At 50.5% G+C, this 24,521-nt stretch carries 18 protein-coding genes and 3 pseudogenes; 12 read left to right on the plus strand and 9 right to left on the minus strand.

Translation table 11 applies throughout. The annotated features are described in order from the left end of the window. Positions 1 to 26 precede the first annotated feature (26 nt). Positions 27 to 503, minus strand: coding sequence for an NUDIX hydrolase (locus AC3ARB_RS09120; RefSeq protein WP_488320253.1), 477 nt, complete (start codon positions 501 to 503; stop codon positions 27 to 29). A 121-nt stretch (positions 504 to 624) separates the two neighbouring features. On the opposite strand from AC3ARB_RS09120, the gene AC3ARB_RS09125 reads away from it, so the two are divergent. The 4 genes and pseudogenes from AC3ARB_RS09125 to AC3ARB_RS09140 all read left to right on the plus strand — a co-directional run bounded on the left by AC3ARB_RS09125 (position 625) and on the right by AC3ARB_RS09140 (position 5,139). Then, on the plus strand, positions 625 to 1,620 hold the full coding sequence (locus AC3ARB_RS09125) for a lactonase family protein (RefSeq protein ID WP_488320254.1): 996 nt from the start codon (positions 625 to 627) through the stop codon (positions 1,618 to 1,620). 52 nt (positions 1,621 to 1,672) lie between these two features. Continuing rightward, a pseudogene (locus tag AC3ARB_RS09130) lies at positions 1,673 to 1,861 on the plus strand (hypothetical protein); the annotation flags it as partial. Between the two features lie 326 nt (positions 1,862 to 2,187). Further along, positions 2,188 to 4,458, plus strand: coding sequence for an ATP-dependent Clp protease ATP-binding subunit (locus AC3ARB_RS09135; RefSeq protein ID WP_488320255.1), 2,271 nt, complete (start codon positions 2,188 to 2,190; stop codon positions 4,456 to 4,458). Positions 4,459 to 4,950: 492 nt separating this feature from the next. Further along, positions 4,951 to 5,139 (plus strand): hypothetical protein, encoded by a 189-nt coding sequence (locus AC3ARB_RS09140; protein WP_488320256.1) that lies wholly within the window; start codon positions 4,951 to 4,953, stop codon positions 5,137 to 5,139. Positions 5,140 to 5,329: 190 nt separating this feature from the next. On the opposite strand, the gene AC3ARB_RS09145 is transcribed toward AC3ARB_RS09140, so the two are convergent. Continuing rightward, on the minus strand, positions 5,330 to 5,962 hold the full coding sequence (locus tag AC3ARB_RS09145; protein WP_488320257.1) for an ABC transporter ATP-binding protein: 633 nt from the start codon (positions 5,960 to 5,962) through the stop codon (positions 5,330 to 5,332). A gap of 1 nt (position 5,963) precedes the next feature. Then, on the minus strand, positions 5,964 to 7,979 hold the full coding sequence (locus AC3ARB_RS09150) for a DUF1430 domain-containing protein (RefSeq protein ID WP_488320258.1): 2,016 nt from the start codon (positions 7,977 to 7,979) through the stop codon (positions 5,964 to 5,966). 241 nt (positions 7,980 to 8,220) lie between these two features. Between AC3ARB_RS09150 and AC3ARB_RS09155 the strand changes: the two genes are divergently transcribed. The 7 genes from AC3ARB_RS09155 (at position 8,221) to AC3ARB_RS09185 (ending at position 14,163) form a co-directional block, all read left to right on the plus strand. Then, entirely contained in the window at positions 8,221 to 8,436 is a 216-nt protein-coding gene (locus AC3ARB_RS09155) for a hypothetical protein (RefSeq protein WP_488320259.1), read from the plus strand. A gap of 99 nt (positions 8,437 to 8,535) precedes the next feature. Further along, entirely contained in the window at positions 8,536 to 8,985 is a 450-nt protein-coding gene (locus tag AC3ARB_RS09160) for an NUDIX domain-containing protein (protein WP_488320260.1), read from the plus strand. A gap of 170 nt (positions 8,986 to 9,155) precedes the next feature. Continuing rightward, positions 9,156 to 10,721: an ABC transporter substrate-binding protein/permease gene (locus AC3ARB_RS09165; RefSeq protein WP_488320261.1), complete on the plus strand. Its 1,566-nt coding sequence runs from the start codon at positions 9,156 to 9,158 to the stop codon at positions 10,719 to 10,721. Between the two features lie 58 nt (positions 10,722 to 10,779). Further along, positions 10,780 to 12,345, plus strand: a complete 1,566-nt coding sequence (locus AC3ARB_RS09170; RefSeq protein WP_488320262.1) for an ABC transporter substrate-binding protein/permease — start codon at positions 10,780 to 10,782, stop codon at positions 12,343 to 12,345. Beyond that, positions 12,338 to 13,078 (plus strand): amino acid ABC transporter ATP-binding protein, encoded by a 741-nt coding sequence (locus AC3ARB_RS09175; RefSeq protein ID WP_488320263.1) that lies wholly within the window; start codon positions 12,338 to 12,340, stop codon positions 13,076 to 13,078. The genes AC3ARB_RS09170 and AC3ARB_RS09175 overlap by 8 nt, the downstream gene beginning before the upstream one ends. A gap of 166 nt (positions 13,079 to 13,244) precedes the next feature. Then, on the plus strand, positions 13,245 to 13,556 hold the full coding sequence (locus AC3ARB_RS09180) for a PadR family transcriptional regulator (protein WP_488320264.1): 312 nt from the start codon (positions 13,245 to 13,247) through the stop codon (positions 13,554 to 13,556). Positions 13,557 to 13,566: 10 nt separating this feature from the next. Beyond that, on the plus strand, positions 13,567 to 14,163 hold the full coding sequence (locus tag AC3ARB_RS09185; RefSeq protein ID WP_488320265.1) for a DUF2812 domain-containing protein: 597 nt from the start codon (positions 13,567 to 13,569) through the stop codon (positions 14,161 to 14,163). 49 nt (positions 14,164 to 14,212) lie between these two features. Here AC3ARB_RS09185 and AC3ARB_RS09190 read toward each other — a convergent pair whose 3' ends face one another. Next, entirely contained in the window at positions 14,213 to 15,235 is a 1,023-nt protein-coding gene (locus tag AC3ARB_RS09190) for a threonine aldolase family protein (RefSeq protein ID WP_488320266.1), read from the minus strand. A 108-nt stretch (positions 15,236 to 15,343) separates the two neighbouring features. Here AC3ARB_RS09190 and AC3ARB_RS09195 point away from each other — a divergent pair, with 108 nt between their 5' ends. Then, a complete protein-coding gene (locus AC3ARB_RS09195; protein WP_488320267.1) occupies positions 15,344 to 15,745 on the plus strand; it encodes a MarR family winged helix-turn-helix transcriptional regulator in 402 nt (133 codons plus the stop codon). Positions 15,746 to 15,944: 199 nt separating this feature from the next. On the opposite strand, the gene AC3ARB_RS09200 is transcribed toward AC3ARB_RS09195, so the two are convergent. From AC3ARB_RS09200 to AC3ARB_RS09220, 5 genes and pseudogenes are all read right to left on the minus strand, one after another. Then, positions 15,945 to 16,631 carry a thrombospondin type 3 repeat-containing protein gene (locus AC3ARB_RS09200; RefSeq protein ID WP_488321556.1) on the minus strand — a complete coding sequence of 229 codons (687 nt, stop codon included), beginning with the start codon at positions 16,629 to 16,631 and terminating at the stop codon, positions 15,945 to 15,947. Beyond that, a pseudogene (locus AC3ARB_RS09205) lies at positions 16,632 to 16,931 on the minus strand (SHIRT domain-containing protein); the annotation flags it as partial. Then, positions 16,914 to 23,345: pseudogene (locus AC3ARB_RS09210) on the minus strand (SHIRT domain-containing protein); the annotation flags it as partial. The pseudogenes AC3ARB_RS09205 and AC3ARB_RS09210, both read right to left, overlap by 18 nt. A 122-nt stretch (positions 23,346 to 23,467) precedes the next feature. Next, positions 23,468 to 23,797, minus strand: coding sequence for a hypothetical protein (locus AC3ARB_RS09215; protein ID WP_488320268.1), 330 nt, complete (start codon positions 23,795 to 23,797; stop codon positions 23,468 to 23,470). A gap of 13 nt (positions 23,798 to 23,810) precedes the next feature. After that, entirely contained in the window at positions 23,811 to 24,521 is a 711-nt protein-coding gene (locus AC3ARB_RS09220; protein WP_488320269.1) for an MgtC/SapB family protein, read from the minus strand.

Raw genomic sequence — 24,521 nt, forward strand, 5'->3', positions numbered from 1 at the left:
TCTTGGGGCAATAGCCGAGCGGCCAGTTAGTTGTCGTAGAAGATAACCTCTTTCCCCACCAAGGTCTGGTCAGCACCATAGGTCAACTTGGCTGAGAAAAAGGGTCGGTTGTCAATCACCCACTTGAACATCTCATAATCCCCCTCCCAGGTGGGCTTGTCCAAGACCTGGTCGTAGGGGACCCATTCCAGGGTGCCTTCTACACAGTCCTCTACCAGCTGACCCTCAAAACCCGTCACCTTAAAGACATAGGTGTACCAGTCGTTGTCAGGGGTAAATTCTGGAAAGGTGATGATGCCTGCCAGCCGCATCTGGGTCACGACCAGTCCCGTTTCTTCCAAGATTTCTCGCTTGGCACAGTCTTCTGGGCTCTCACCAGCTTCTAGTTTGCCACCGACGCTGATCCACTTGCCCTCATGGACATCGTTGGGTTTCTTGTTGCGGTGCATGAGGAGCAGGGCCTCCCCGTTGTCAATGTAACAGATGGTCGCTAACTTAACCATATCTCCTCCTTCATCGCCTTGTTCCAATAACTTGTCTTGATTATACCATTTTCTTGAGTAAAAAGTTGATTTTAACCATGATTATCTTGTCCCAATCTTTCTTGTATGTTATAATAACGGCATGACCTATCCTGAATACGCTCTCTTTATCGGCACTTATGGCAAACAAGGGAGCAAACACCTTTACCGAACGACGATTGATAGACAGACGGGCCAATTCCGTGAATTGGCCCCATTCGCTCTTGCTCAGCAATCTTCCGCCCTAATCCAAACGCCTGACGGCAAGATACTCAGCCTCCTGAAATCTGGAGACAGGGCGGGTTTGGCCGTTTTTTCTGCCCAGGGCGACCTGATCAGTCAGGTGCTTGAAGAGCCACTTCCTGCCTGCCACCTGACCTATCTCCCCAAAGAAGGGGTAGCCTACACTGCCAACTACCACACGGGAGACATCCTGACCTATCAGGTTAGCTCAAGTGGTCAGCTAAACCTGACCAGTCGCCTGCAACTCGGTTCAGATAGCCACCCTCATTTTGTTGGGCAAACAACGGATGGCCTCCTCTTAGTCGCCCTCATGGGCCAGGACCGCCTGGCCTGCTACAAGACCGATGGTAAGAACTGGACTGCTGTTAGCCAGCTGGACCTGCCACCAGGGACAGGCCCTCGCCAGCTGGTCTTCCACCCCGATAAAAAAATGGTTTTCCTGCTGGGCGAAAAAGACAATCGCCTGCACATCCTCTTTTATGACGGTTGCGGAGAGTTTGAGCTTTATCGGAGCCTGGATACCCTGCCTGAGGGGACGACTGGCGACAGCTGGGCAGGAAGCCTCAGCCTCACGCCTGATGGCCGTTTCCTCTATGCCTCCAACCGTGGCCACGATAGCCTGGTTCGCTTTGATGTCCTGAGCGATGGGGATTTGGCCTTGGGAGAATGGCTGACGCTGCCAGGCCAACACCCCAGAGCCATGTCCATCAGCCCACAAGGTGACTGGCTCTTGGTAGCCTGCCTAAACAGTAACCTGGTGCTCAGCTTGGCTATTGACCCCAAAACAGGGAAACTCAAGCCCTCCGGCCAGTTAGAGGTCCCTGAACCTGTCGCCCTGCTAGTACAAAATCCTTGAAAGCTAAGGGAAAATATGGTTTAATAAGCTATCAAAAGAAAGAGGTATCATCATGAACCCAAATGAACTGCTTGACAAAGCCAAAGAACTGATCGCTAAAGGCGATTTTAACGCTGCTAAAGACTTCATCAACGAGCACAAGGACGACCTTGGCGAGTACTTTGACAAGGCTAAGGGCCTTTTGGACGGCCTTGACCTGAGCAAGGGCCTTGACGGTGTGCTTGACAAGGCTAAAGACCTGGGGCTTGACGTTGAAAAACAAGCAGGCGGTCTCTTGGACAAGGTTAAAGGCCTATTCGGTAAATAAGCACAAGGATCGGAGCACAAGCTCTGGTCTTTTTTTGTTTTGGAAAATGGCAGAGCAGAGGGAGTTTGAGAGCGGAGGGGAATTTTTTGAGGTTTTTTCAGAAACTTTCTAGAAAACTTTCAAAACAATTGCCCTAGCCCCACCTCTGCTGACACCCCCACTTTTTCTTTGGCATTTTAGCTAAATGGTGCTATAATGAAGGTAAGATTTTGACCATCTTTGACCTTTGTCAGTAATGGTCAGACTTTGGAGGTAGTATTATGCTTTGTCAAAACTGTCAACTCAACGATTCCACCATTCACCTTTACACCAGCGTTAACGGTAAGCAGGGGCAGGTGGACCTCTGCCAAAACTGCTACAAAATCATGAAGGCTGACCCTAAAAACAGCCCCCTCAATCCCTTTCATCAGCACAAGGAAAAAGCTTCTCTTGACCCCCTCTTTGATGACTTCTTTGCGGATTTGAACAATTTCCGTGCCTTCAACCCCAACCTGCCCAACACCCCGCCAACCCAGAGCGGGGGCGGCCGAGGGGGCGATGGGCGAGGCCGCAGGCCGCAAGCCCCACAGGAACCACCTCGTGAAAAGGGCCTGCTGGACGAGTTTGGAACCAACATCACCGACATTGCTCGAAAAGGGGGCATTGATCCTGTCATCGGCCGAGATGAGGAAATTGTCCGGGTCATCGAAATCCTCAACCGCCGCACCAAGAACAACCCTGTCTTGATTGGAGAGCCTGGTGTTGGTAAGACTGCTGTTGTCGAGGGCCTAGCCCAGAAAATCATCGACGGCAGCGTGCCTCAAAAACTTCAAGGCAAGCAGGTCATCCGCCTAGATGTGGTCAGCCTGGTTCAAGGAACTGGCATCCGAGGTCAATTTGAAGAACGGATGCAGAAGCTCATGGACGAGCTCCGCAAACGAGATGATGTCATCTTGTTCATTGACGAAATCCATGAACTGGTTGGTGCTGGCGGCACCTCTGACGGCAACATGGACGCTGGCAACATCCTCAAACCAGCTCTGGCACGGGGCGAACTTCAGCTGGTTGGTGCCACCACCCTGAAAGAATATCGGATCATCGAGAAGGATGCCGCTCTGGAACGCCGCATGCAGCCGGTCAAGGTTGATGAGCCAAGCGTTGATGAAACCATCACCATCCTCAAGGGCATCCAGAAAAAATACGAAGACTACCACCATGTCCGCTACACGGATGAGGCCATCTCAGCAGCGGCCATCCTGTCCAACCGCTACATTCAAGACCGCTTTCTGCCTGACAAGGCCATTGACCTGCTGGACGAGGCGGGTTCCAAGCTCAACTTGACCCTCAACTTTATCGACCCTAAGGATTTGGACAAGCGGTTGATTGAGGCGGAACACTTGAAAAATCAAGCCACACGGGACGAGGATTACGAGCGGGCCGCCTATTTCCGTGACCAGATTGCCAAATACAAGGAACTCCAGAAGCAAAAACTGGACGACCAGGACACCCCAATCATCACTGAAAAGACCATCGAGGCCATCATCGAGGAGAAAACTGGCATTCCTGTCGGCGACCTCAAGGAAAAAGAGCAGACCCAGCTGGTCAATCTGGCCCAAGACCTCAAGGCCGCTGTTATCGGCCAGGACGACGCCGTGGACAAGATTGCCAAGGCCATCCGCCGCAATCGCGTGGGTCTAGGCTCACCAAACCGACCTATCGGCTCCTTCCTCTTTGTCGGGCCAACAGGTGTCGGCAAGACCGAGCTGTCTAAGCAGCTGGCGGTCGAACTCTTTGGCTCAGCTGATAGCATGATTCGCTTTGACATGAGCGAGTACATGGAAAAACACGCCGTGGCCAAGCTGGTCGGTGCCCCTCCGGGCTATGTGGGCTACGATGAGGCTGGTCAGCTAACTGAAAAAGTCCGTCGCAATCCTTACTCCCTCATTCTCTTGGATGAGGTTGAGAAGGCCCACCCTGACGTCCTTCACATGTTCTTGCAGGTTCTGGACGATGGCCGTTTGACCGATGGCCAAGGGCGGACGGTCAGCTTCAAGGATGCCATCGTCATCATGACCTCCAACGCTGGAACTGGCAAGGTTGAGGCTTCTGTCGGTTTCGGGGCCGCCCGTGAAGGCCGTACCAACTCCGTTCTCAGTCACTTGGGCGACTTCTTCAGCCCAGAATTCATGAACCGTTTTGACGGCATCATCGAATTCCAGCCTCTGACCAAGGACAGTCTCCTGACCATCGTTGACCTCATGCTGGCCGATGTCAATGCCCGTCTGGACAAGCGAGGCATCAGCTTGCAGGTGACCGACAAGGTCAAGGAAAAATTGGTTGACCTGGGCTACGACCCGAAAATGGGGGCAAGACCCTTGCGTCGGACCATCCAAGACCACATCGAGGATGCCCTGACTGACTTCTACCTAGACAACCCGACCGAAAAGGCCCTCAAGGCCGTCCTCAACAGCAAGGGCACCATCGTCATCAAGTCGGCTCAGAAAGCTAAACCTGAGGCTACAGTAGAAACCGAGACGACTGAGGAGGACTAGGTTAAAAAGATGGATGGGATGGCTATGATTTTCAGAAAAATTTCCAATCAACTGACAGTCATTATCTAATCTTAACAAGACCCCTATCAACCCAATAACATCGAAATAGCTGCCTGAACCACCTCTAAACGGTGTGATTCAGGCAGCTATTTCTGTTAGATGATACTCTCTATCATTTAGAACCTGTATTCACAAAAAATGTTAAACTAAAGATAGGACACGACAATCATCTGATACTGATTTAACCAATCAAGAATGGGCTAAACTTGAGCCCTATTTTTCCAAACACCGGACCTATAAATGGTCTAAACGAGAACTCGTGAACGCAACCTTGTCTATCACCAAAACAGGCTGCCAATGACGCATGCTCCCCCATGATTTCCCTCCTTACCCAACTGTGAGGAAGCGCCACATCCTTGTTGATACCATGGGAATCTTCTTGATGTCGTGGTTCATGCAGCTCATTGACACGACATAAAATCAGGCTTTTTAGTGGCTCGTAAAGTGATGGGACAATTCCAAACCATCAAGGCTTTTTCAGCCGATGCTGGTTATCGGAACAGTTTTGAAGAGATGATGCTTGAGGAGGTTGGCTGCCCAGTAGATCGTTCTGAAAAATTAAGGGCAACTGGCAAATCATTCCCAAACCTTGGGTGGTTGAGCGAACTTTTTCTTGGTTGAACCACTCTCGAAGATTAGCTAAGGGTGTTGAAAAGCCCGTATCATCTGAGGTTGCTTTTGTCAAACAATCACACATTAGTCGGCTGTTAAGGGCTCTGTAATACTAATAAAATTCAATTGTAAATTAACTCCAAATATTAATTCAAAATAGTATTTCAGCAACCAAAAGCACTATTGCAAACAAAGAATCTTATTTCAGGCTATCCATAGCGACCACTTCATCAGCCATTTCCCAGATTGCTGGATTGTGGGTCGCGATAATGATTAGTCTGTTATCCTCACGAAGCGACAGTAAAATCTCCATAATCAACTGAGAGGTCGCTGGGTCTATTGAGGCTGTTGGCTCATCCGCCAAAATAAAGGGTGGATTCTTTAAGATAACTTTTGCCAAGGCAACCCGTTGTGACTCTCCTCCTGACAACTCAAAAATACGTTTGTCTAAGTTAAGATAGGACAAACCAACCTGATCTAAGGCCTGCTTCTGTCTCGCCCGCTGCTCTGACTTGCTCAATTTTTGACCGATGAGACCAAGTTTGAGATTTTCTTCAATGGTTTGATTTTCAATTAAACCAAAGTTCTGGAAGAGGTAGCCCAATTCGTGACGGAAAAAATCACTCGATTTATAATTGGCCAAGTCTTTACCTCGGTAAAAAATCGTCCCATCATAAGCCTCTAATTTCCCCATCATGTTCATCAAGGTTGTTTTTCCGCTACCACTTGAACCAATTAAGGCATAGACTTTTCCAGCCTCAAATGTCATTGAAAGATTCGAAAATAACTCTCGTTCTCCAAAAGATTTACTCACCTGTTTCAGTTCAATCATATTAACCTCCCTTCAAAACAAGCATGGACATCTTGTTTTCTTTCTGCATTTGGACATGTAACTGTAAAAGAGATAGACCAGTAAAGAGTAACAAGACTAAGAAAGCAACTACTATCTCTACCTGAAGAAATACACTCGCAACAAATCCCAGTAAAAACACACCCAGTTGAGCCAAGAGATAAGTGCGATGGATTTCTAAGAACCTGAGACCTGCAATGCGTTTGATGAAAATGGCACGTCTAAATTCTTCAAAGTAGAGCCTATTCATGGTGTTAAACAACAAGATTGAAGTTGCAATCCCAAGCACAGCTCCTGCTAGCATTAGCCAACGTTCCCTCTGGATATTATTCGACAATGTGATATAGTTGTTATATCCTGATGGCATTTCTGAGACCCAATTTTCAATACCTTGTCTCTGGATAAGCTCTTGGGCGTCAGATAGCTGATTAAAGAGAGTATAGTTCTGAACTGCGTCTAACCAAAACATCATGGACTGTGGGCCAGTTGATTGGGGTGTCACAACAATGATGATTGGATCTTTCAAAAACTGCTGGTAGGAAATAGGGGTCGTATTATAGACAAAACGATCCTGACCTGATTCCAAATAACCTACCGTCGCAGTCATTTGCTGTTGCTCATCTTGACTAGACATACGGCTGGTTAAGTCGTCTTCAAAAATAGACTTGTACTGCTCTTCCTCTGAACGGAGGTGTTCAGGTAACAATAAGACAAACTCCCCTACATCAAGGTGATTCATCTTTTGCTCAATGATTGTATCTACAGGAATGTTTTGACGCTCCAGGTATTGCGGTGTGACGATAAGGACATTGCCATTCGGGCTGTAATCGTGCCATTCTGTAGAGGTTGTCAAGTTTTTAGAGGAAGCCATACCGTTTTGCGAGATCCGTTCCAGTAACTGGTGTCTGGATAAGAAGGCCTTTTGTTCTGAAACAGCCAGATCCATCAATTGATACCAAATTCTGCGCTGTCTTTGAGCTTGTTCATCAAAACCAGGACTCATTCCTTCACGGCTAATTGATAGGATAGTCAGCTGTCTTTCCTGACTCCAGGCCTCTTCTCCTATCCGATGCTGTTGCCAGGCTTGGGAATACTTTAAGCTACTCCCTATTCCCAGCGTCACAATAATAACCGCTAATAGTTGGCCGATTAAAATCAAACTAATGATGCCTCTAACAGGCACTTGCCCTTTTATAATCTGCATCAGGTGTACCTTTTTTATCCCAACTGCGAAGAGTTGAGCGAAAAACAGGGAGATCAACAACAAGATAAGATTATAACTGAGCAAGCCTGCTCCTATGGTCATTAGGGATTCCGTTGGAAGCGACAGAATTTTTTGCAAAACAACAGTGAGCACGCCAGCTAAACTGAAACCAACAGCTATCCCTTTCAAATCCTCACCAACTGGTCTAAGGAAAATGGACCACCGTTTCTCTCCTGAAATGAGGCGAATGCCCGACGACCGTAATTGGCTAATTTGACTAATTAAAGTCAGTGCTCCAAAGGTTAAGATGAAAATCAATAGACTGATTAACTGAAATCCGTTATTAAAGATAGACACTAAAGTAGATAGTTTAGACGGAATCGTCAGGTGCATGTTAGTCAAGCCAAGTTGACTTAGCTCCTCCCTTAGCAAGTGAATATCTAGGTGTCCATCAAATATAAAGTAATTCGTTTCAACACTGCCACTTTGAGCGTCTTCAAGCTTTCTTTCCTGAAGCCCATCAGGCAACTTTCCGTCCCCAAAGGTCGTATAAGAAAAAACAGTAGTACCTTCTGAGTTGGGATCTTGGTGTTGAATCGCAATAAAGCTATCCGTTTCTTCTGCTAGTTTTTCCAAGCGTGTAGCAACATGCTGAAAAGTTGTTTCAGGGGAAGAATCACGTACAACAACGTTGGGGTAATAATGGGAAACATAGGTATCAGTCCAAATGGTAAATACCCAAACAAAGAACAAACTAGCAAGCAGGTTGGATATGAGTATAAATAGTTTTTTCATAGTGCATTCCTTATTCTAAAATAGAGGGCAGAAATAATCCCGCCCTCTATAGACTAACAAGCTTTCTATTTTCTCATCTTTATTTTAACATATATACTTTATTTGGTCAATTTTTTATGCGTTTTTTTTTTTACTTTTTTTATATTTCACGGGAATTTGCCATTTTTAACTAAATTATGTATAATAGAGGAAGATGAAGCAGGAAGGATGATTGTTTTATGACTAAATCAAAGGAGATGTCATGAAAATAGCATACAAAACGCCAATTGGCCTTGGTTTAATGAGTGTCAGTAGCCTTTCGGCTCTCTGGCTCCTCAATGCACGACAAATTTTCTTGCCAGATGGCAGCCTGTTGGATGATGACTTCAATTTGGCAAGAATAGGGATTGTTCTGTCCTTACTCAACTGGCTATTTTTTACTGGTCTGGCTCTGGTTTATAAAGGGCTCAAGGACTAAACTCTGCGATTTTCCAAAAATACCCAACAAAAAGGCTCAAAACACGAGCCTTTTTGCCTGTCTTTTGCTATAATAAGGAAAAAGCAAACGAGGTACCCCATGACCAATCCAACCTTTGGCCAGCGACAGGCCCATGTGACCTATCAAAACCGCTACGGCGTCTATGCCGTCATTCCAAGCCCCGACAAGACCCAAATCATCCTGGTTCAGGCGCCAAACGGGGCCTGGTTCCTGCCTGGTGGCGAGATTGAGGCGGGCGAAGACCATTTCAAGGCCCTGGAGCGGGAACTGCTTGAGGAGCTGGGCTTCACCGCTACTCTGGGTCGCTACTACGGCCAGGCTGATGAGTACTTCTACTCCAGCCATCGGGACACCCACTACTACAACCCTGCCTACATCTATGAGGTGACCAGCTTTACGGAGGCTGGCCAGCCCCTAGAGGACTTCAACAACCTGGCCTGGTTCCCCGTCTCCGAGGCCAAGGCCAAGCTCAAACGGGGTAGCCACCGCTGGGGCATCGACCAGTGGGAGGCCCAGCACAAGCCCTAAACGTCTAGCCCTTCGGGGCTTTTTCGTTTGGGAAATGGCAGAGCAATCAGCTGGTTTTGGGGAGCTCAACCACCCTTGTGAAAATGAAAACGAATTCATTATCGTTGTTATTGAAAATTCTGACAGTTTCTAGTACAATAGTAAAATCATTAACAATTTAGGAGATTCAAATGTTCAAACGATTACTGGCCTGCCTGGCCCTCTTGATTCTTGTGGTTTCAGGAGTAAGCCCTGTTCAGGCCGCTGATGATGTCCTGCGTGTCGGCATGGAGGCCGCTTACGCCCCCTTCAACTGGACCCAGGACGATGATTCAAACGGTGCCGTTCCCATCGAGGGCACCAGCCAATACGCCAACGGTTACGATGTCCAAGTGGCCAAGAAAATTGCCGACAAGATGGGCAAGGAATTGGTGGTGGTCAAGACCTCTTGGTCTGGTCTGATTCCAGCCTTGACGTCTGGCAAGATTGACCTGATCATCGCAGGCATGAGCCCGACCGAGGAACGTAAGCTGGAGATTGATTTCTCAGACAGCTACTACACCTCTGAGCCAGTGCTGGTTGTCCGAAGCGACAGCGACTATGCCAAGGCCAAGAGCCTGGCTGACTTTTCTGGAGCCAAGGTAACCTCCCAGCAGGGCGTTTACCTCTACAACCTGATTAGCCAAATCGAGGGCGTGTCCCAGCAAACGGCAATGGGTGACTTTGGTCAGATGCGTCAGGCCCTGCAATCAGGCATCATTGATGCCTACGTGTCTGAGCGACCAGACGGCATTTCTGCCCAGTTGGCCTCCAAGGATTTCACCATGATTTCTCTGGAAGAGGGCTTTGAGGTCAGCGAGTCTGACGTGGCCCTGGCCATCGGTATGCGAAAAGGTGACAGCAACATGGCCATGGTCAACGAGGTCCTGGCTGACTTCCCACAGGAAGAGCAGACCAAGCTCATGGACAGCATGATTCCTCTCCAGCCTCTGGCTGAGGAAGAAGGTGAGAAACCATCCTTCTTGAAACAGGCTTGGAACATCTTTACGGGTAACTGGAAGTCTCTTCTGAACGGTACAGGCATGACCCTCTTGATTTCCATCGTCGGGACGGTAGCTGGTACCCTCATCGGTCTGGCCATCGGGGTTTTCCGTACCGCACCAAAAGCTGCCAACAAAGCGCTAGCTATTGTCCAAAAAATCGGCGGTTGGCTGATTAACGTCTATATCGAGGTTTTCCGTGGCACGCCAATGATTGTACAGTCCATGGTTATCTACTACGGTACTGCTCAGGCTTTCGGTCTCAACCTGGACCGAACCCTGGCGGCCATCTTCATCGTTTCCATCAACACAGGTGCCTACATGAGCGAGATTGTTCGTGGGGGCATCCAGGCGGTTGATAAGGGCCAGTTTGAGGCAGCGACTGCTCTGGGCTTTACCCACAACCAGACCATGGAAAAGGTGGTTCTGCCCCAGGTCATCCGCAACATCCTGCCAGCGACGGGTAACGAGTTCGTCATCAACATCAAGGACACCTCTGTCCTCAACGTGATTTCGGTGGTGGAGCTCTACTTCTCTGGTAACACGGTTGCTACCCAGACCTACCAATACTTCCAAACCTTCACCGTGATTGCGGTCATCTACTTTGTTTTGACCTTCACTGTGACCCGAATCCTGCGGGCGGTGGAAAAACGCTTTGACACCGACCACTACACGACAGGGGCTAACCAGATGCAGGTCGAGGTTGCCCATTCCTAACCCTTTAGCGGTCAGCTAAAGGTTCCATTCGGCAAAAAAAATTTACAGGAGGCACTCTATGAAAAAACTACTTTTCAGTCTTTTTACCCTATTAACCCTAATCGTTTTAGGCGTTGGCCGCGTCTCGGCCCAAGAGGACCAGTACCTGCGAATCGGCACGGACGCTGCCTTTGCCCCCTTTAGCTGGACCCAGAGCGACGATAGCAACGGGGCCATCCCCATCGAGGGCACCAATCAATACGCCAACGGCTACGACGTTCAGGTCGCTAAGAAAATCGCCGAGCAGCTGGGCAAGACCCCAGTGGTGGTCAAGACCGACTTTACTGGTCTGATTCCAGCCTTGACTTCTGGCAAGGTGGACCTGATTATCGCCGGCATGAGCCCAACTGAGGAGCGACGGCTGGAAATCGACTTCTCCGATACCTACTACCGGTCGGAGCCAGTCCTAGTCGTTCGTAGCGACAGCGATTTTGCCAAAGCCAAAACCCTCAGCGACTTTGCTGGGGCCAAAATCACCTCCCAGCAGGGAACCTACCTCTACGGCATCATTGACCAAATCCAAGGTGCCAAGCAGGAAACGGCCATGGGCGACTTCTCGCAAATCCGTCAGGCCCTCCTGTCGGGCATCATCGACGCCTATGTGACCGACCGTCCTGACGGGGTGGCCGCTGAAGTGGCCTCTAAACAGTTCAAGATGATTGTGCCGACAGACGGCTTTGAGGTTAGCTCTGATGACGTGGACCTGGCCATCGGGATTCGCAAGGGTCAGGAAGGCTTGAAAGCCACCGTTAACCAGGTGCTGGCCAGCATTCCTGACCAACAAGCCCTCATGGACCAGGTGGTTCCCCTGCAACCTGTAACCGAGGAAGCAGACCAGAAACCAGCCTTCCTGGCTCAGGTCTGGTCCATCCTGACCGACAACTGGCAGGCCCTCTTGAGCGGAACTGCCATGACCCTCTTTATCGCCATCACCAGCACCCTGATTGGGTCAGGGATTGGCTTTGGTATCGGGGTCTTTCGGACCGCCCCTGCCGCCCAGGGTTCCCTTCTGGTTGGCCTGCAAAAAGCGGTGGGCTGGTTGATCAACACCTACGTTCAAATCTTCCGTGGTACCCCTATGATTGTTCAATCCATGGTTATCTACTACGGAACAGCCCAGGCTTTCGGCATTAGTTTGGACAGAACCCTGGCGGCCATCCTGATTGTAGCCATCAATACAGGGGCCTACATGAGCGAAACCATCCGCGGAGCCATTCATGCTGTTGACAAGGGCCAGTTCGAGGCGGCAACTGCTCTTGGCTTCACCCACCGTCAGACCATGATCAAGGTGGTCCTGCCCCAGGTCTTCCGCTACGTTCTACCGTCTATCGGTAACGAATTTGTCCTTAACATCAAGGACACCTCGGTCCTCAACGTGATTTCCGTGGTTGAACTTTACTTTACCGGAAACACCGTGGCTACCCAGACCTACCAATACTTCCAGACCTTTACCCTGATTGCTGCTATTTACTTTATCCTGACCCTGAGCGTCACCTATATCCTGCGTCTGTTGGAAAAATTCATGGACGCTGACGACTACACGGGCGGAACCATCACCACTTCCATCGGAGGCACCCATGACTAATACAATCCTAGAAATCAAACACCTGAAAAAATCCTACGGCCAAAACCAGGTCCTCAAGGACATCTCCTTGACGGTCAAGGCTGGTGAGGTCATCTCCATCATCGGCTCATCTGGTTCAGGTAAATCAACCTTCCTGCGGTCCATCAACCTCTTGGAGCAACCAACAGAAGGCACCATCCTCTTCCACGGCCTCAACATCATGGCCAAGGGCTTTGAATTGACCACCTACCGTGAAAAGGTCGGCATGGTCTTCCAGTCCTTCAACCTCTTTGACAACCTCAACGTTTTGGAAAACACCATCGTGGCCCAGACAACGGTGCTCAAACGGGACCGCTCAGAAGCGGAAGCCATTGCCAAGGCCAACCTGGAAAAGGTTGGTTTGGGCCAGCAATACTGGTCAGCCAAGCCAAAACAGCTGTCAGGCGGTCAAAAGCAACGGGTAGCCATCGCCCGTGCCCTGTCGGTTGACCCTGAGGTTATCCTCTTTGACGAGCCAACCTCAGCCCTGGACCCTGAAATGGTGGGCGAGGTGCTCAAAACCATGCAGGATTTGGCCCATTCAGGCCTGACCATGATCATCGTGACCCACGAAATGGCCTTCGCAAAGGAGGTTTCTGACCGGGTCATCTTCATGGACAAGGGCCTGATTGCCGAAGAAGGCACCCCACAACAGATTTTTGAAAACCCGCAGGAAGAACGGACCAAGGAGTTCCTCCAACGCTTCCGAGGTTAAGCCCTCTCCTCTCGACAGCCGTCGAGGGGTTTTTCTTTTGGAAAATGGCAGAGCTGCTAAAAATTGACCTGCCAGCACCTTTTTCCTTGACATATACAGTCTGGCGATATATAATCAAACTATACAGTTGACCGATACATTCAAACAATATAGAAAGGAGCTCCAAATGAATCGACCCTCTTATTTTCCCCTGACCGAGACCACCTACTACATCCTCTTGGCACTCTTGGAGCCTGCCCACGGCTACGCCATCATGCAGACCGTTGAGGCCATGAGCCAGGGCCAGGTCAGGATTGCTGCAGGAACCATGTACGGGGCCATCGACAACCTGCTCAAGCTGGGCTGGATTGTCAACGCCCCCTCAACCGATGCCAGGCGTAAGGTTTACGCCCTCAGTTCTCTAGGACAAGAGGTGCTCAAGGAGGAAACCGCTCGCCTGCGTCAGCTATTGGCTTTAGCCCAAACCAAAAACCTATAAGGAGACGACCATGAAAAAATTTAAGCTGTTTTCAAGCCTGACCGCCGAGGAAGAATGGATTAACGCTGTTCAGGCCCAGGGGTACCGCCTGGTTGGGGTCAATCCCTACCTGGCCCAGTATGAGTTTGTGCCTCAAACGGGGGCTGTCCCGACCGTGCGGTTAGACTTCCAGCAACATGCTAGCCGTGCCGACTACATGGACTATTTGACTCTCTTTCAAGATGCGGGCTGGGCAGTCATTCCTGGCAGCAAAAAGAACTACACCAGCTACTTCCAGATGACGGACCAGGCGCGTGAGGACGTGATTTTCTCTGATGAGGCCTCTCAGAAAGCCTTTAAGAAACGGTATCAGCGCTATTGTTTATCACTTGCCAGTGTTTTCGGAGTCCAGTTCTTAAGCCTTCAACTCACCTACCAAAATTCGCCAGCTTCCTATCGTTGGGATGTTTGGCCTAAGCTTGATGGCCTGACTTGGCAAGGTAAGCTTTGGGAAATGTTCTTTATTTTTCCTATTAAATTATTGTTTCAGACCCCATTTTGGTCCTATCTAATAGGCATCCTTGGCCTCTCTTGTCTCTACCTGGCTTGGAAGTCTGGTCAAGACTAACACCCAATCAAAAAGCCCCCAAACCGTCTGGTTTGGGGGCTGCTTGCCTTTAGAGAATGGCTTTCAAGGCATCCACATCTTCCTGGGTGGTGGACCAACTGGTGCAAAGGCGGATAACCGTGTGCTGGTCGTCATAGGGTTCCCAGATGGTGTAAACCACCTGCTTGGCTAGGTCAGCCAGTTTTTCATTTGTCAGGATGACAAATTGTTGGTTGGTTGGGGAGTCCATGTAGAGCTGGTAGCCTTTTTCCAAGAGGATAGCCTTGACCTGCTTGGCCAAGTCGATGGCCTTTCGGCCAATCTCCCAGTAGAGGTTATCGGTAAAGAAACGGTCAAACTGAACCCCGTAGAGCCGCCCCTTGGCCAGCAGGGCCCCGTGTTGTTTGACTAGGCTGGTGAAGTTACGGGGCTGATTGTTTTTGGTGAAGACCAGGGCCTCACCTGAGATGGCCCCAATCTTGGTGCCTCCGATGTAAAAGACGTCACAAAGCTCTGCTATTGCCTGCAAATCCACATCCGTTTCCGCCGCCAAGCCATAGGCCAAGCGGGCCCCGTCAAGGAAGAGGGGGATCTGGTGGGCCCGGCAAACGGCGGTCAGAGCCTCTAGTTCCGCTCGACTGTAAAGGGTGCCGTACTCGGTCGGGTGGGAGATGTAAACCATGCCAGGTGCGACGGTGTGGGCCTTGGCAGGGTTGGCTTCAAAGGCCTCCAGGTAGGCTGAGAGGTCCGCCGCCTGGAGCTTGCCGTCCACCTGAGGCAGGGGCAGGACCTTGTGGCCCGTGTACTCGATAGCCCCAGCCTCGTGGGTGGCGATATGGCCCGTCTCTGGCGACACCACCCCCTCATTGCGACGCAGCAGGGTCGCAATCGCCACCTGATTGGTCTGGGTCCCCCCCGTCAGGAAAAAGACCGCCGCTTCAGGGCAGGCACAGGCCTGACGAATCTTATCAGCCGCCAGCTGGCTATAAGGATCGGTTCCATAGCCTGAGAGGTTTTCGGTATTGGTCAATAGCAGAGCTTCTAAGAGGGCTGGGTGAATTCCCTCATTGTAGTCATTTTCAAAGTGTAACATGTCAGGTCTCCTTAACTAGATGACCTATTATAGCACCTTTTTGTTGCAAACGCAATAATAATGCGACATTTAATTGCAAAAGCAATTAAAAGATGGTAAACTAAAGCCATGTTTACCATTATCCGTACCATTGGCTCGGTCAGCCGCAGCGTTCAGACCACCTCCAACCACCGCTTCAAAGAGCTGGGCTTAGACAACAACCTCTTCATCTACATCATCCGTGCCTGCGAACGGGAGGGCATGTTTTTAGGCGAGCTGGCCGACCACCTGTCCATTGACCGGACCACCAGCTTTCGGGCGGTCAAAAAATTGGTCAAGTTGGGCTACCTGGAACTCCAAGACGACCCCGACAACCAAAAAATCAAGCGGGTTTACCCGACCGACCAAGGTAAGGCCGTCTACCCTGACCTCCATGCCTACGAACAGGAACAGTCCGACAAACTCCTCAGCCAACTGACCCAACAAGAACAAGGCCAGCTGGAAGAATTGATGAAAAAATTACGCTTTTAAGCAAAGAGGCTGGGACAAAAAGATGTTGAGTTTTCGAAATCTTATACAATTATCTCCTGATGAAACTAAAAAAACAAAAAAGCGAACAAAGAGAGGTTCTGATTTTCAGAAATCCTTCTTTGTTCGCTTTTAATATTGGGGTTTGGACTTTTGTACCAGCCTCTTACTATCTAACCAACTGATTTTCCTCGAGAACAAGTTAATCCGTCGATTTTTTTCGACCAACTAAGCCTGACAGCCCTGCTATTAGTCCCAATACCCCAAGGGACAAGAGACTACCTCGCTCACCTGTCTGAGGCAGACGGGATTGAGGGGCGACCGGCAAGGAGCTTACTGGCTCAGAGGTCATCTGAGGAGCAGAAACTTGAGTGGCTTGCAGAGGCCCAATTACTAGCTGACCTCCCTGAGTGGCAGGCGATACCAGACTTGCCTGGCTAAGGCCATGTGAGCTAAGTGGACGAGAATCAGAAGAAAGAGGGTCACTACCTGAGGTTAACTCGTCTCCATTGCTAAAACCATCACCATCCGCATCCGAAGCAACATCAAAGACTGGCAAAGGCTCAATCGTCTGGCTAGAACCATGTGAGCTAAGTAGACGAGAATCAGAAGAAAGAGGGTCGCTACCTGCGGTTAGCTCGTCTCCATTGCTAAAACCATCACCATCCGCATCCGAAGCAACATCAAAGACTGGCAAAGGCTCAATCGTCTGGCTAGAACCATGTGAGCTAAGAGGGCGAGAGAGGGAGGAAAGAGGATCACTACCTGCGGTTAACTCGTCTCCATTGCTAAAACCATCACCATCCGCATCCGAAGCAACATCAAAGACTGGCAAAGGCTCAATCGTCTGGCTAAGGCCATGTGAGCTAATCAAAATAGGCTGTTCCACAGCTGGTATAAATACCCAAGTACCGACAAAGGTCACATTAGAACCTGAAACAGTTGCCGTAGGCTTGTCCCAACCTTGGAAGGTCCAAGTCCCCTTGTTAACAGTATCCGTGTAGGCAGTCGTGTCAATGCCTGTCACGCCGACCTGACTACCATCTTCCAAGCCGGTCTGGTTCTTACCTGACAGACGAGCGGTCAAAGCAACTGGCAAGGTCGGACTTGTGCCATCGGCCGTCACAAACTGATAGGTCGCCGTGTAGGTCGGAGTGGCAGTAAATACCCAAGTACCGACAAAGGTCACATTAGAACCTGAAACAGTTGCCGTAGGCTTGTCCCATCCTTGGAAGGTCCAGGTTCCCTTGTTAACAGTATCGGTGTAGGCGGTCGTGTCAATGCCTGTCACGCCAACCAGGCTACCATCTTCCAGGTCTGTCTGATTCTTACCTGACAGACGAGCGGTCAAAGCAACTGGCAAGGTCGGACTTGTGCCATCGGCCGTCGCAAACTGATAGGTCGCCGTGTAAGTCGGAGTGGCAGTAAAGGACCAACGTCCGACAAAGGTCACATTAGAACCCGAAACAGTTACCGTAGGCTTGTCCCAACCTTGGAAAGTCCAAGTTCCCTTGTTAACAGTATCCGTGTAGGCGGTCGTGTCAATGCCTGTCACGCCGACCTGACTACCATCTGCCAAGCCGGTCTGGTTCTTACCAGACAGACGAGCGGTCAAAGCAGATGGTAAAGTCTGACTTGTGTCATCGGCCGTCACAAACTGATAGGTCGCCGTGTAGGTCGGAGTGGCAGTAAATACCCAAGTACCGACAAAGGTCACATTAGAACCTGAAACAGTTGCGGTGTCCTTATCCCATCCTTGGAAGGTCCAGGTTCCCTTGTTGGCAGTATCGGTGTAGGCGGTCGTATCAATGCCTGTCACGCCGACCTGGCTACCATCTTCCAAGCCGGTCTGGTTCTTACCTGACAGACGAGCGGTCAAAGCAGATGGTAAAGTCTGACTTGTACCTTCTGATGTTACAAACTGATAAGTCGCCGTGTAGGTTGGATTAGCAGTAAAGGACCAGCGACCGACAAAGGTCACATTTGAACCTGAAACAGTTGCCGTAGGCTTGTCCCAGCCTTGGAAGGTCCAGGTTCCCTTGTTGGCAGTATCGGTGTAGGCGGTCGTGTCAATGCCTGTCACGCCGACCTGACTACCATCTGCCAAGCCGGTCTGGTTCTTACCAGACAAACGAGCGGTCAAAGCAGATGGTAAAGTCTGACTTGTACCTTCAGATGTTACAAACTGATAAGTCGCCGTGTAGGTCGGAGTGGCAGTAAATACCCAAGTACCGACAAAGGTCACACTAGAACCTGAAACCGTTGCGGTGTCCTTATCCCAACCTTGGAAGGTCCAAGTTCCCTTGTTGGCAGTATCGATGTAAGCGGTCGTGTCAATGCCTGTCACGCCGACCTGACTACCATCTTCCAAGCCGGTCTGGTTCTTACCTGACAGACGAGCGGTCAAAGCAACTGGCAAGGTCTGACTTGTACCTTCTGATGTTACAAACTGATAAGTCGCCGTGTAGGTCGGAGTAGCAGTAAATACCCAAGTACCGACAAAGGTCACATTAGAACCTGAAACAGTTGCCGTAGGCTTGTCCCAACCTTGGAAGGTCCAAGTCCCCTTGTTAACAGTATCCGTGTAGTCGGTCGTGTCAATGCCTCTCACGCCAACCTGGCTACCATCTGCCAAGTCTGTCTGGTTCTTACCTGACAGACGAGCGGTCAAAGCAACTGGCAAGGTCGGACTTGGGCCATCGGCCGTCACAAACTGATAAGTCGCCGTGTAGGTCGGAGTGGCAGTAAAGGACCAACGTCCGACAAAGGTCACATTAGAACCTGAAACAGTTGCCTTAGGCTTGTCCCAACCTTGGAAGGTCCAAGTCCCCTTGTTGGCAGTATCGGTGTAGGCGGTCGTGTCAATGCCTGTCACGCCGACCTGACTACCATCTTCCAAACCTGTCTGGTTCTTACCTGACAGACGAGCGGTCAAAGCAACTGGCAAGGTCGGACTTGGGCCATCGGCCGTCACAAACTGATAAGTCGCCGTGTAGGTCGGAGTGGCAGTAAAGGACCAACGTCCGACAAAGGTCACATTAGAACCTGAAACAGTTGCCTTAGGCTTGTCCCAACCTTGGAAGGTCCAAGTCCCCTTGTTGGCAGTATCGGTGTAGGCGGTCGTGTCAATGCCTGTCACGCCGACCTGACTACCATCTTCCAAACCTGTCTGGTTCTTACCTGACAGACGAGCGGTCAAAGCAACTGGCAAGGTCGGACTTGGGCCATCGGCCGCCACAAACTGATAAGTCGCCGTGTAGGTCGGAGTGGCAGTAAAGGACCAACGTCCGACAAAGGTCACATTAGAACCTGAAACAGTTGCCGTAGGCTTGTCCCAACCTTGGAAGGTCCAGGTTCCCTTGTTAGCAGTATCGGTGTAGGCGGTCGTGTCAATGCCTGTCACGCCGACCTGGCTACCATCTTCCAAGCCGGTCTGGTTCTTACCTGACAAACGAGCGGTCAAAGAAACTGGCAAGGTCGGACTTGTGCCATCGGCCGTTACAAACTGATAATTCGCCGTGTAAGTAGCAGCTGGTTTTGGGACATACCGCCAAAAACCTGTGTACTCATAGATTTTCTGACTATCGCCAAGAATAGTTGTCTCCCAGCGGTCAAACTCCCAGTAGCCTTCACCATCTGCAAGGCGATTTGGACTTGGGAGCGCTGGTTGACCTGGCGGCTGGGTCAAACGTTGGTCTGCGGTTTCACCATCATTATCCTTATAATGTTCCAAAAGAGCCTCAACGGCTTCTGGCAAGAAGCGGTCTTCATGGACTGACTCAAAGAAATGATACACCTCATATGGGGCCGTATAGGTAAATCGGCCTGCCTGATCAGCTTGTAAGGCTTGACCACGCTGAATCAAGATTACGCTTGGCTCGACCTGACGATGAGGAATGGTCACATAGGTCTTACCATCTGTGTAGGCACGGGTTCTGTGAACAACCTCAATCTCAGTAGCAGCTCGGCTATTTTCCGCCCTAAAGGTTGCTTCTTCGTTGAACGTCAAGGTCCCTGTCCCGTCAAGAGTGGTCACACTTAAGGATTGGTTGCTGGCATTAAGCTGGGAACCTTCAGCTAGGTTTAGGAGGCCGATCACCTGGCTAGGCGCCTCATCAGCCAAGCCAACCCGCGTCCCCTTGGTCAGGGTCAAGTCCTTGATGCGGGTCAAAACAGCCTGGCCAAGATTAGCACCCTCAAGGGTCACGCTCAGGCCCTCGCCAGAAAACTGGCTGACAAAATTGCTGCGGCTAGTCACCGAAACGGGCTGAGCCGTCGTGGCTGCAAGATCCCCTCTAACGGTCACACCAGCATCCAACTCGATGGTCGCAGGACTGGCTACACGAATGCTATCCAGCTTGGTATCACGGTTATTCAGCACCCGCACTTGAACAGGTCTGTCGCCTTCCAGCACCAGGGCTGGCCGCTGACTCTCCTGACGATCGGAAATCTTGGTAGATACCCCGTCTAGGGTCACATCAGCCGTCGCCCGAATCAGGCCCGTCGCCTGACTTTCCTTATTGAGCTGGAGGGTCAGCCCCTTGATGGTCGCCGGCTTGGTGATGGTGAGGTCTTGGTTCAATAGCAGAGCAGTATCTGGCGTTTGGGCTTCGATGGTCACAGCCTTGTCGATGCTTACAGCTGTTCGTTCCGTCATATCCCCGACCAGGACAATCCGACCACCCTCACGCACCTTAGCCAGAGCAGCTTTCAAGTCGCCCATCGGGCGGTCAGGCTCTTCCCCATCACCCCGACCACTGTTGGACACATAGATGACATCATAGGTTTTCTCCCCCAGTACCTGCTTGCTCGGGTCGCTGGTCATCACATCCGTGGTCTCAATCAACTCACTCAGTAAGGTCTGCTTGAGCTTGCGGACATTGGTGAGGTTGTTGTAAATCACTTGCTCGTTGGCACCAGATTTAAGCACCGCCAAATCCGCCTGAATGGCCCTGGTCAAGGTCTCAGGCGTGTAGATGGCCTTAATTGATTCTGGAACAGCGTTTAGGTCCAGTTTGAGCAGCTCCTCGTATTGCCTAATCTTGGTGGCCTGAGGGCTGGCCTCAACCTTGCCCTCAAGTGTACTGGCTTTGGCAGCCTGACGTTGACTCAGCAGATTTAGGAAGTCTCGGTCAGAAGCCGACCGACCACTGATGTAATCAACCATGGCCTCATAACCGTACCAGCCCAGGATTTCATGGGCATTTCGCTTGAAGGACAAGTCCCCAACCGTGTTGCCCGTCTGCGAGTAGTTGGCCCCGTAAAAACTGTCCAGAAGAGGCAGGAAGTTGTAACCATTGGTTGGAACTAGGCCGAGACGGTTACTACCATCAATGGCAAAACCAGCGGTCACATAACTGCCCTCAACCAGGTCTGCTAGGCTGTTCGGGACGGCTTTAGCTCGTACAAACCGGTCATTGGTTGAGGTCTTATCATCGTCGGCCTTGGTCCGAGCCACCTGTTCCACCTGGTTAAAGTAAAGCTGGCGGTCGCTGGCTGGAAGCTGAAGGGCAACCTCAGCTTCTTTGGCCTCCATCCACATGAGCAGCTTGATCAGTTTGTGTTGGTAGTTGGCCAGCTTGTCCACGCTGTTTAGGGCTTCACTCGGTTGGATTTGGTCCACAGACTGGTCTGCTCGGCCATTTGCAATGGTATAAGACGTGTTGAGGTTAAAGACCGGTCGCACAATCGAGGTCGGCGTCTGGGTGTTGTCCCGTGCCTCAAAGAGCCCACGAGCGTAAACTTCTGGCCCCTGCCCCTGGCGGCGGTTGGCTCGCACCGCTGGCGTCAAGCGGGTCCCCTGGTAGCTGCCATCAAAAAGCAGGCGTTCGTCGTTGGCATGGGTCATTTCATGGGAATAAAGGCCAATACCTCGGCGATCCTGGCTGAGCAATTTAATGTTAAGGGCGGCAAAGGAGGTCTCTGTCCGCTGCTCCCCCTCAATAAAACTGCTAATCCGATGGCTCGGACTATCCATGCCTAGAGGTGCTAGAAGGTTGCGGACCGTGTCGTTATTGGCCTTGGTCTGCCAAACTCGGCTATCCTGACCGTTGGCCAGCTGACCAACAATCAAGCTGTCATTGACCACCATCGGCTTGGCTTTGTCAGGGTTTGTGTCTTGCCCGTATCGGCTGGCATCCCGCAAAAAGCTATTAAAATTCTCTAGTTCATTGAGAATCGACACCACACCTGCCACTGGTGTCTGGGGTTGACCAGCCTCATGACTGCTTTCCAGGTTGGGCAATTCGCCTGGCTGGCGGTAGGCGGCATTGAGACCGACCACTACCGAGTCTCTGGTCACCCCAACCAGGGCCCCCTTACCTTGGGACAAGAGGGGGACGAGAAGCCTGGTTTCATCAGCCAACCACGGCACAATGGCCTCTGGGTCAACCAAATCTGACAGCTGGACCGTGGCCTCTGTTTGCCTCAGGAAATAATCGCTACTGGATTGGCCCTTGGCCCTAGCCAAGCGTTCCACCAAGTCCTTCTGAGCAGCCAGCCCAATCAAGGGACGAATCTGGCTGGTAAACAGCTCCTTGTTCCGACCCAGTAAATTTCCCAAATCGTTCTTGTTGCGAATCAAGTTCTGGTTGGCAATATAAGCACCAACCGACACCAGGTTTTGGAAAGCATTGCCCCTTGGACGCACCGCTTCATCAGTCACTTCTGGGTCCTGACTAACAATCTTGCTCGCCAAATCCTCCTCAAACTGATACTGGCTGTGCAACAAATACAGGCCTGCAAACAGTTGACGACTCGACTGGCTAACTTGGTTGAGCGGTTGATCAGTCAAGACCGTGTCAATCAAGAGTTTGGCCTGATCTGGAGCCTGCTTGGCATAGGCATCAACCGTTGGTTCTCTGAACAAGGTCTGGTTGTAGGTCTCGATAACCCGCTGACGAGCGGCCTCCAGGGCCTCCAAGTTTTTAGGATCTGTCCCTGTTGGATTCCCACGCTTGACACGTTCTTCACGCGCATACTGGGTAAAAAGTGGGGTCGCTTCTGCGGTCGGAACATCACTATAAACCTTGGCTAGTGTCAGATTCGGAAAAATATTTTTCACCAAGTGATTGGCGTATTCATTGTAGAGGGCCGCCTGATAACGCCCCTGTTCCTCGGTGGTCAGCCGATCAAAGGTGATGCCGTCACCGTGCTTACCCTTGAGTTCAGCCGTCACCTCTGTCAGGCGTTCGCTGCTCTCCTCACCTGCTCCCGTCTCGCCACTAGCTGAGCCCCCATCAGTGGCCCGAACCGCGATGATAGGCTCCTCTATAGTCGGAACCTCCACGACAGTTTCCTCCACCGAAACAGGTAGAGACAGCTCCTGCTTAACAGGCTGTTCATCGCTCCTTTCTACCGTTTCCTCCAGCTCAGATGGCAAGCCATCCTCCCCTTTAGGGGGCACTTGCTCCTCGAACTTGTCCATTTCTGGTGGCAATGGCAGAGCAGAGGTCGCATCTTCTGCTGACACCAACTGACGAGTAACTTCTTCAGCACCTACCCTCTGTCCTGGTAAGCCAAACACCAAGGTCGCGATGGCTACCGATGCCAAACCAATGCCACGGTATTTCCGAAATCCAAAACGTTTTTGACGATTATCCACACGCTTCTCCTCCTACATTTAGTCCTTATTATTTTATCATAAAGAAAAAAATTTTTCTGTATAAAACAAATGAAAAAGCCAGCTAGAAGCTCTAGCGGCTAATCAAACAAGCCATTTAAGGCTCATGCCTCTTGGGGCGGGCTAAGTTGCTTGAGCAAATCCTCAGCCAAGGTCTCTAAGTGATTTCTCCTGACTAAGATAACCTCACAGCCCCTTATAGGACGGTCATGCAGATAGAGGTGGACAAGCCTCTGAGTAGAAAGAACCTCCACATTGATAACCAAGTCCTGTCGCCGTGGACCTAAATCAAAATAAGCACCTACAAGGTCAAGACAGTTTCTAACAATGTCCTTGGCAGCTAAGTCAGAAAATCTGATGGCTGATAGCCCAGAAATCAAATGGCATTTAATCACGCCACTGTAAATGGGTTGGATGGCATGCTCTAGGGTCATGTTTGCTCCTTCACTATAATTTCTCAATGTAATAAACGCCTTGATAGGCCTGAATCATCTCACAAATCTTATCGTAAGAATGGTAATCGTGGTTGCCAATCCCCAAAATCAAAGGCAGGGTGTGGGAAAAACCAGACCCGCTCTTGGCGTACTCGATGCTGGCGATGTCAATGTCCCGTTTTTGGGCGTAGGCTAGAAACTGTTCCAATTCAAGGCTCTTATCGATTTCAACATAAAGCAGGTGCTTTTTCCGATTTTTTTCGACAATAAAATCCAAACGGTGAACAAATTCAATGACTAGATAAAGACTAAGGGTGGCCATGACTGAAATTTCATAGGCCCCAATACCGATAGCCAGGCCATTGGCCGCACAGGCCCAGAGGCTGGCTGCCGAGGTCAGACCCCGAATCTGGTTTTTGGTGGTCACAATGATGGTCCCAGCCCCCAAAAAACCGATGCCGCTGATAACCTGGGCCCCCATGCGAACAGGGTCACCCGAATCAAAAATCTGGTAGATGTACTGGTTGGTCATCATGACGATGCTGGCTCCCAAGGTCACCAGAAGGTAGGTTCGCAAACCAGCAGCCTTGTTTTTTATCCCTCGTTCCAGACCGATAATGCCGCCCAGAAAAACCGACAGCAGAATACGGACAAAAATCTCAAAGAGGGAGAGCTGTCTGACCACATCAAAGGGTTGAAAAAGTAGGTCGCTAATGGTCCTCAC

The organism is Streptococcus sp. ZY171113, from assembly GCF_057748235.1.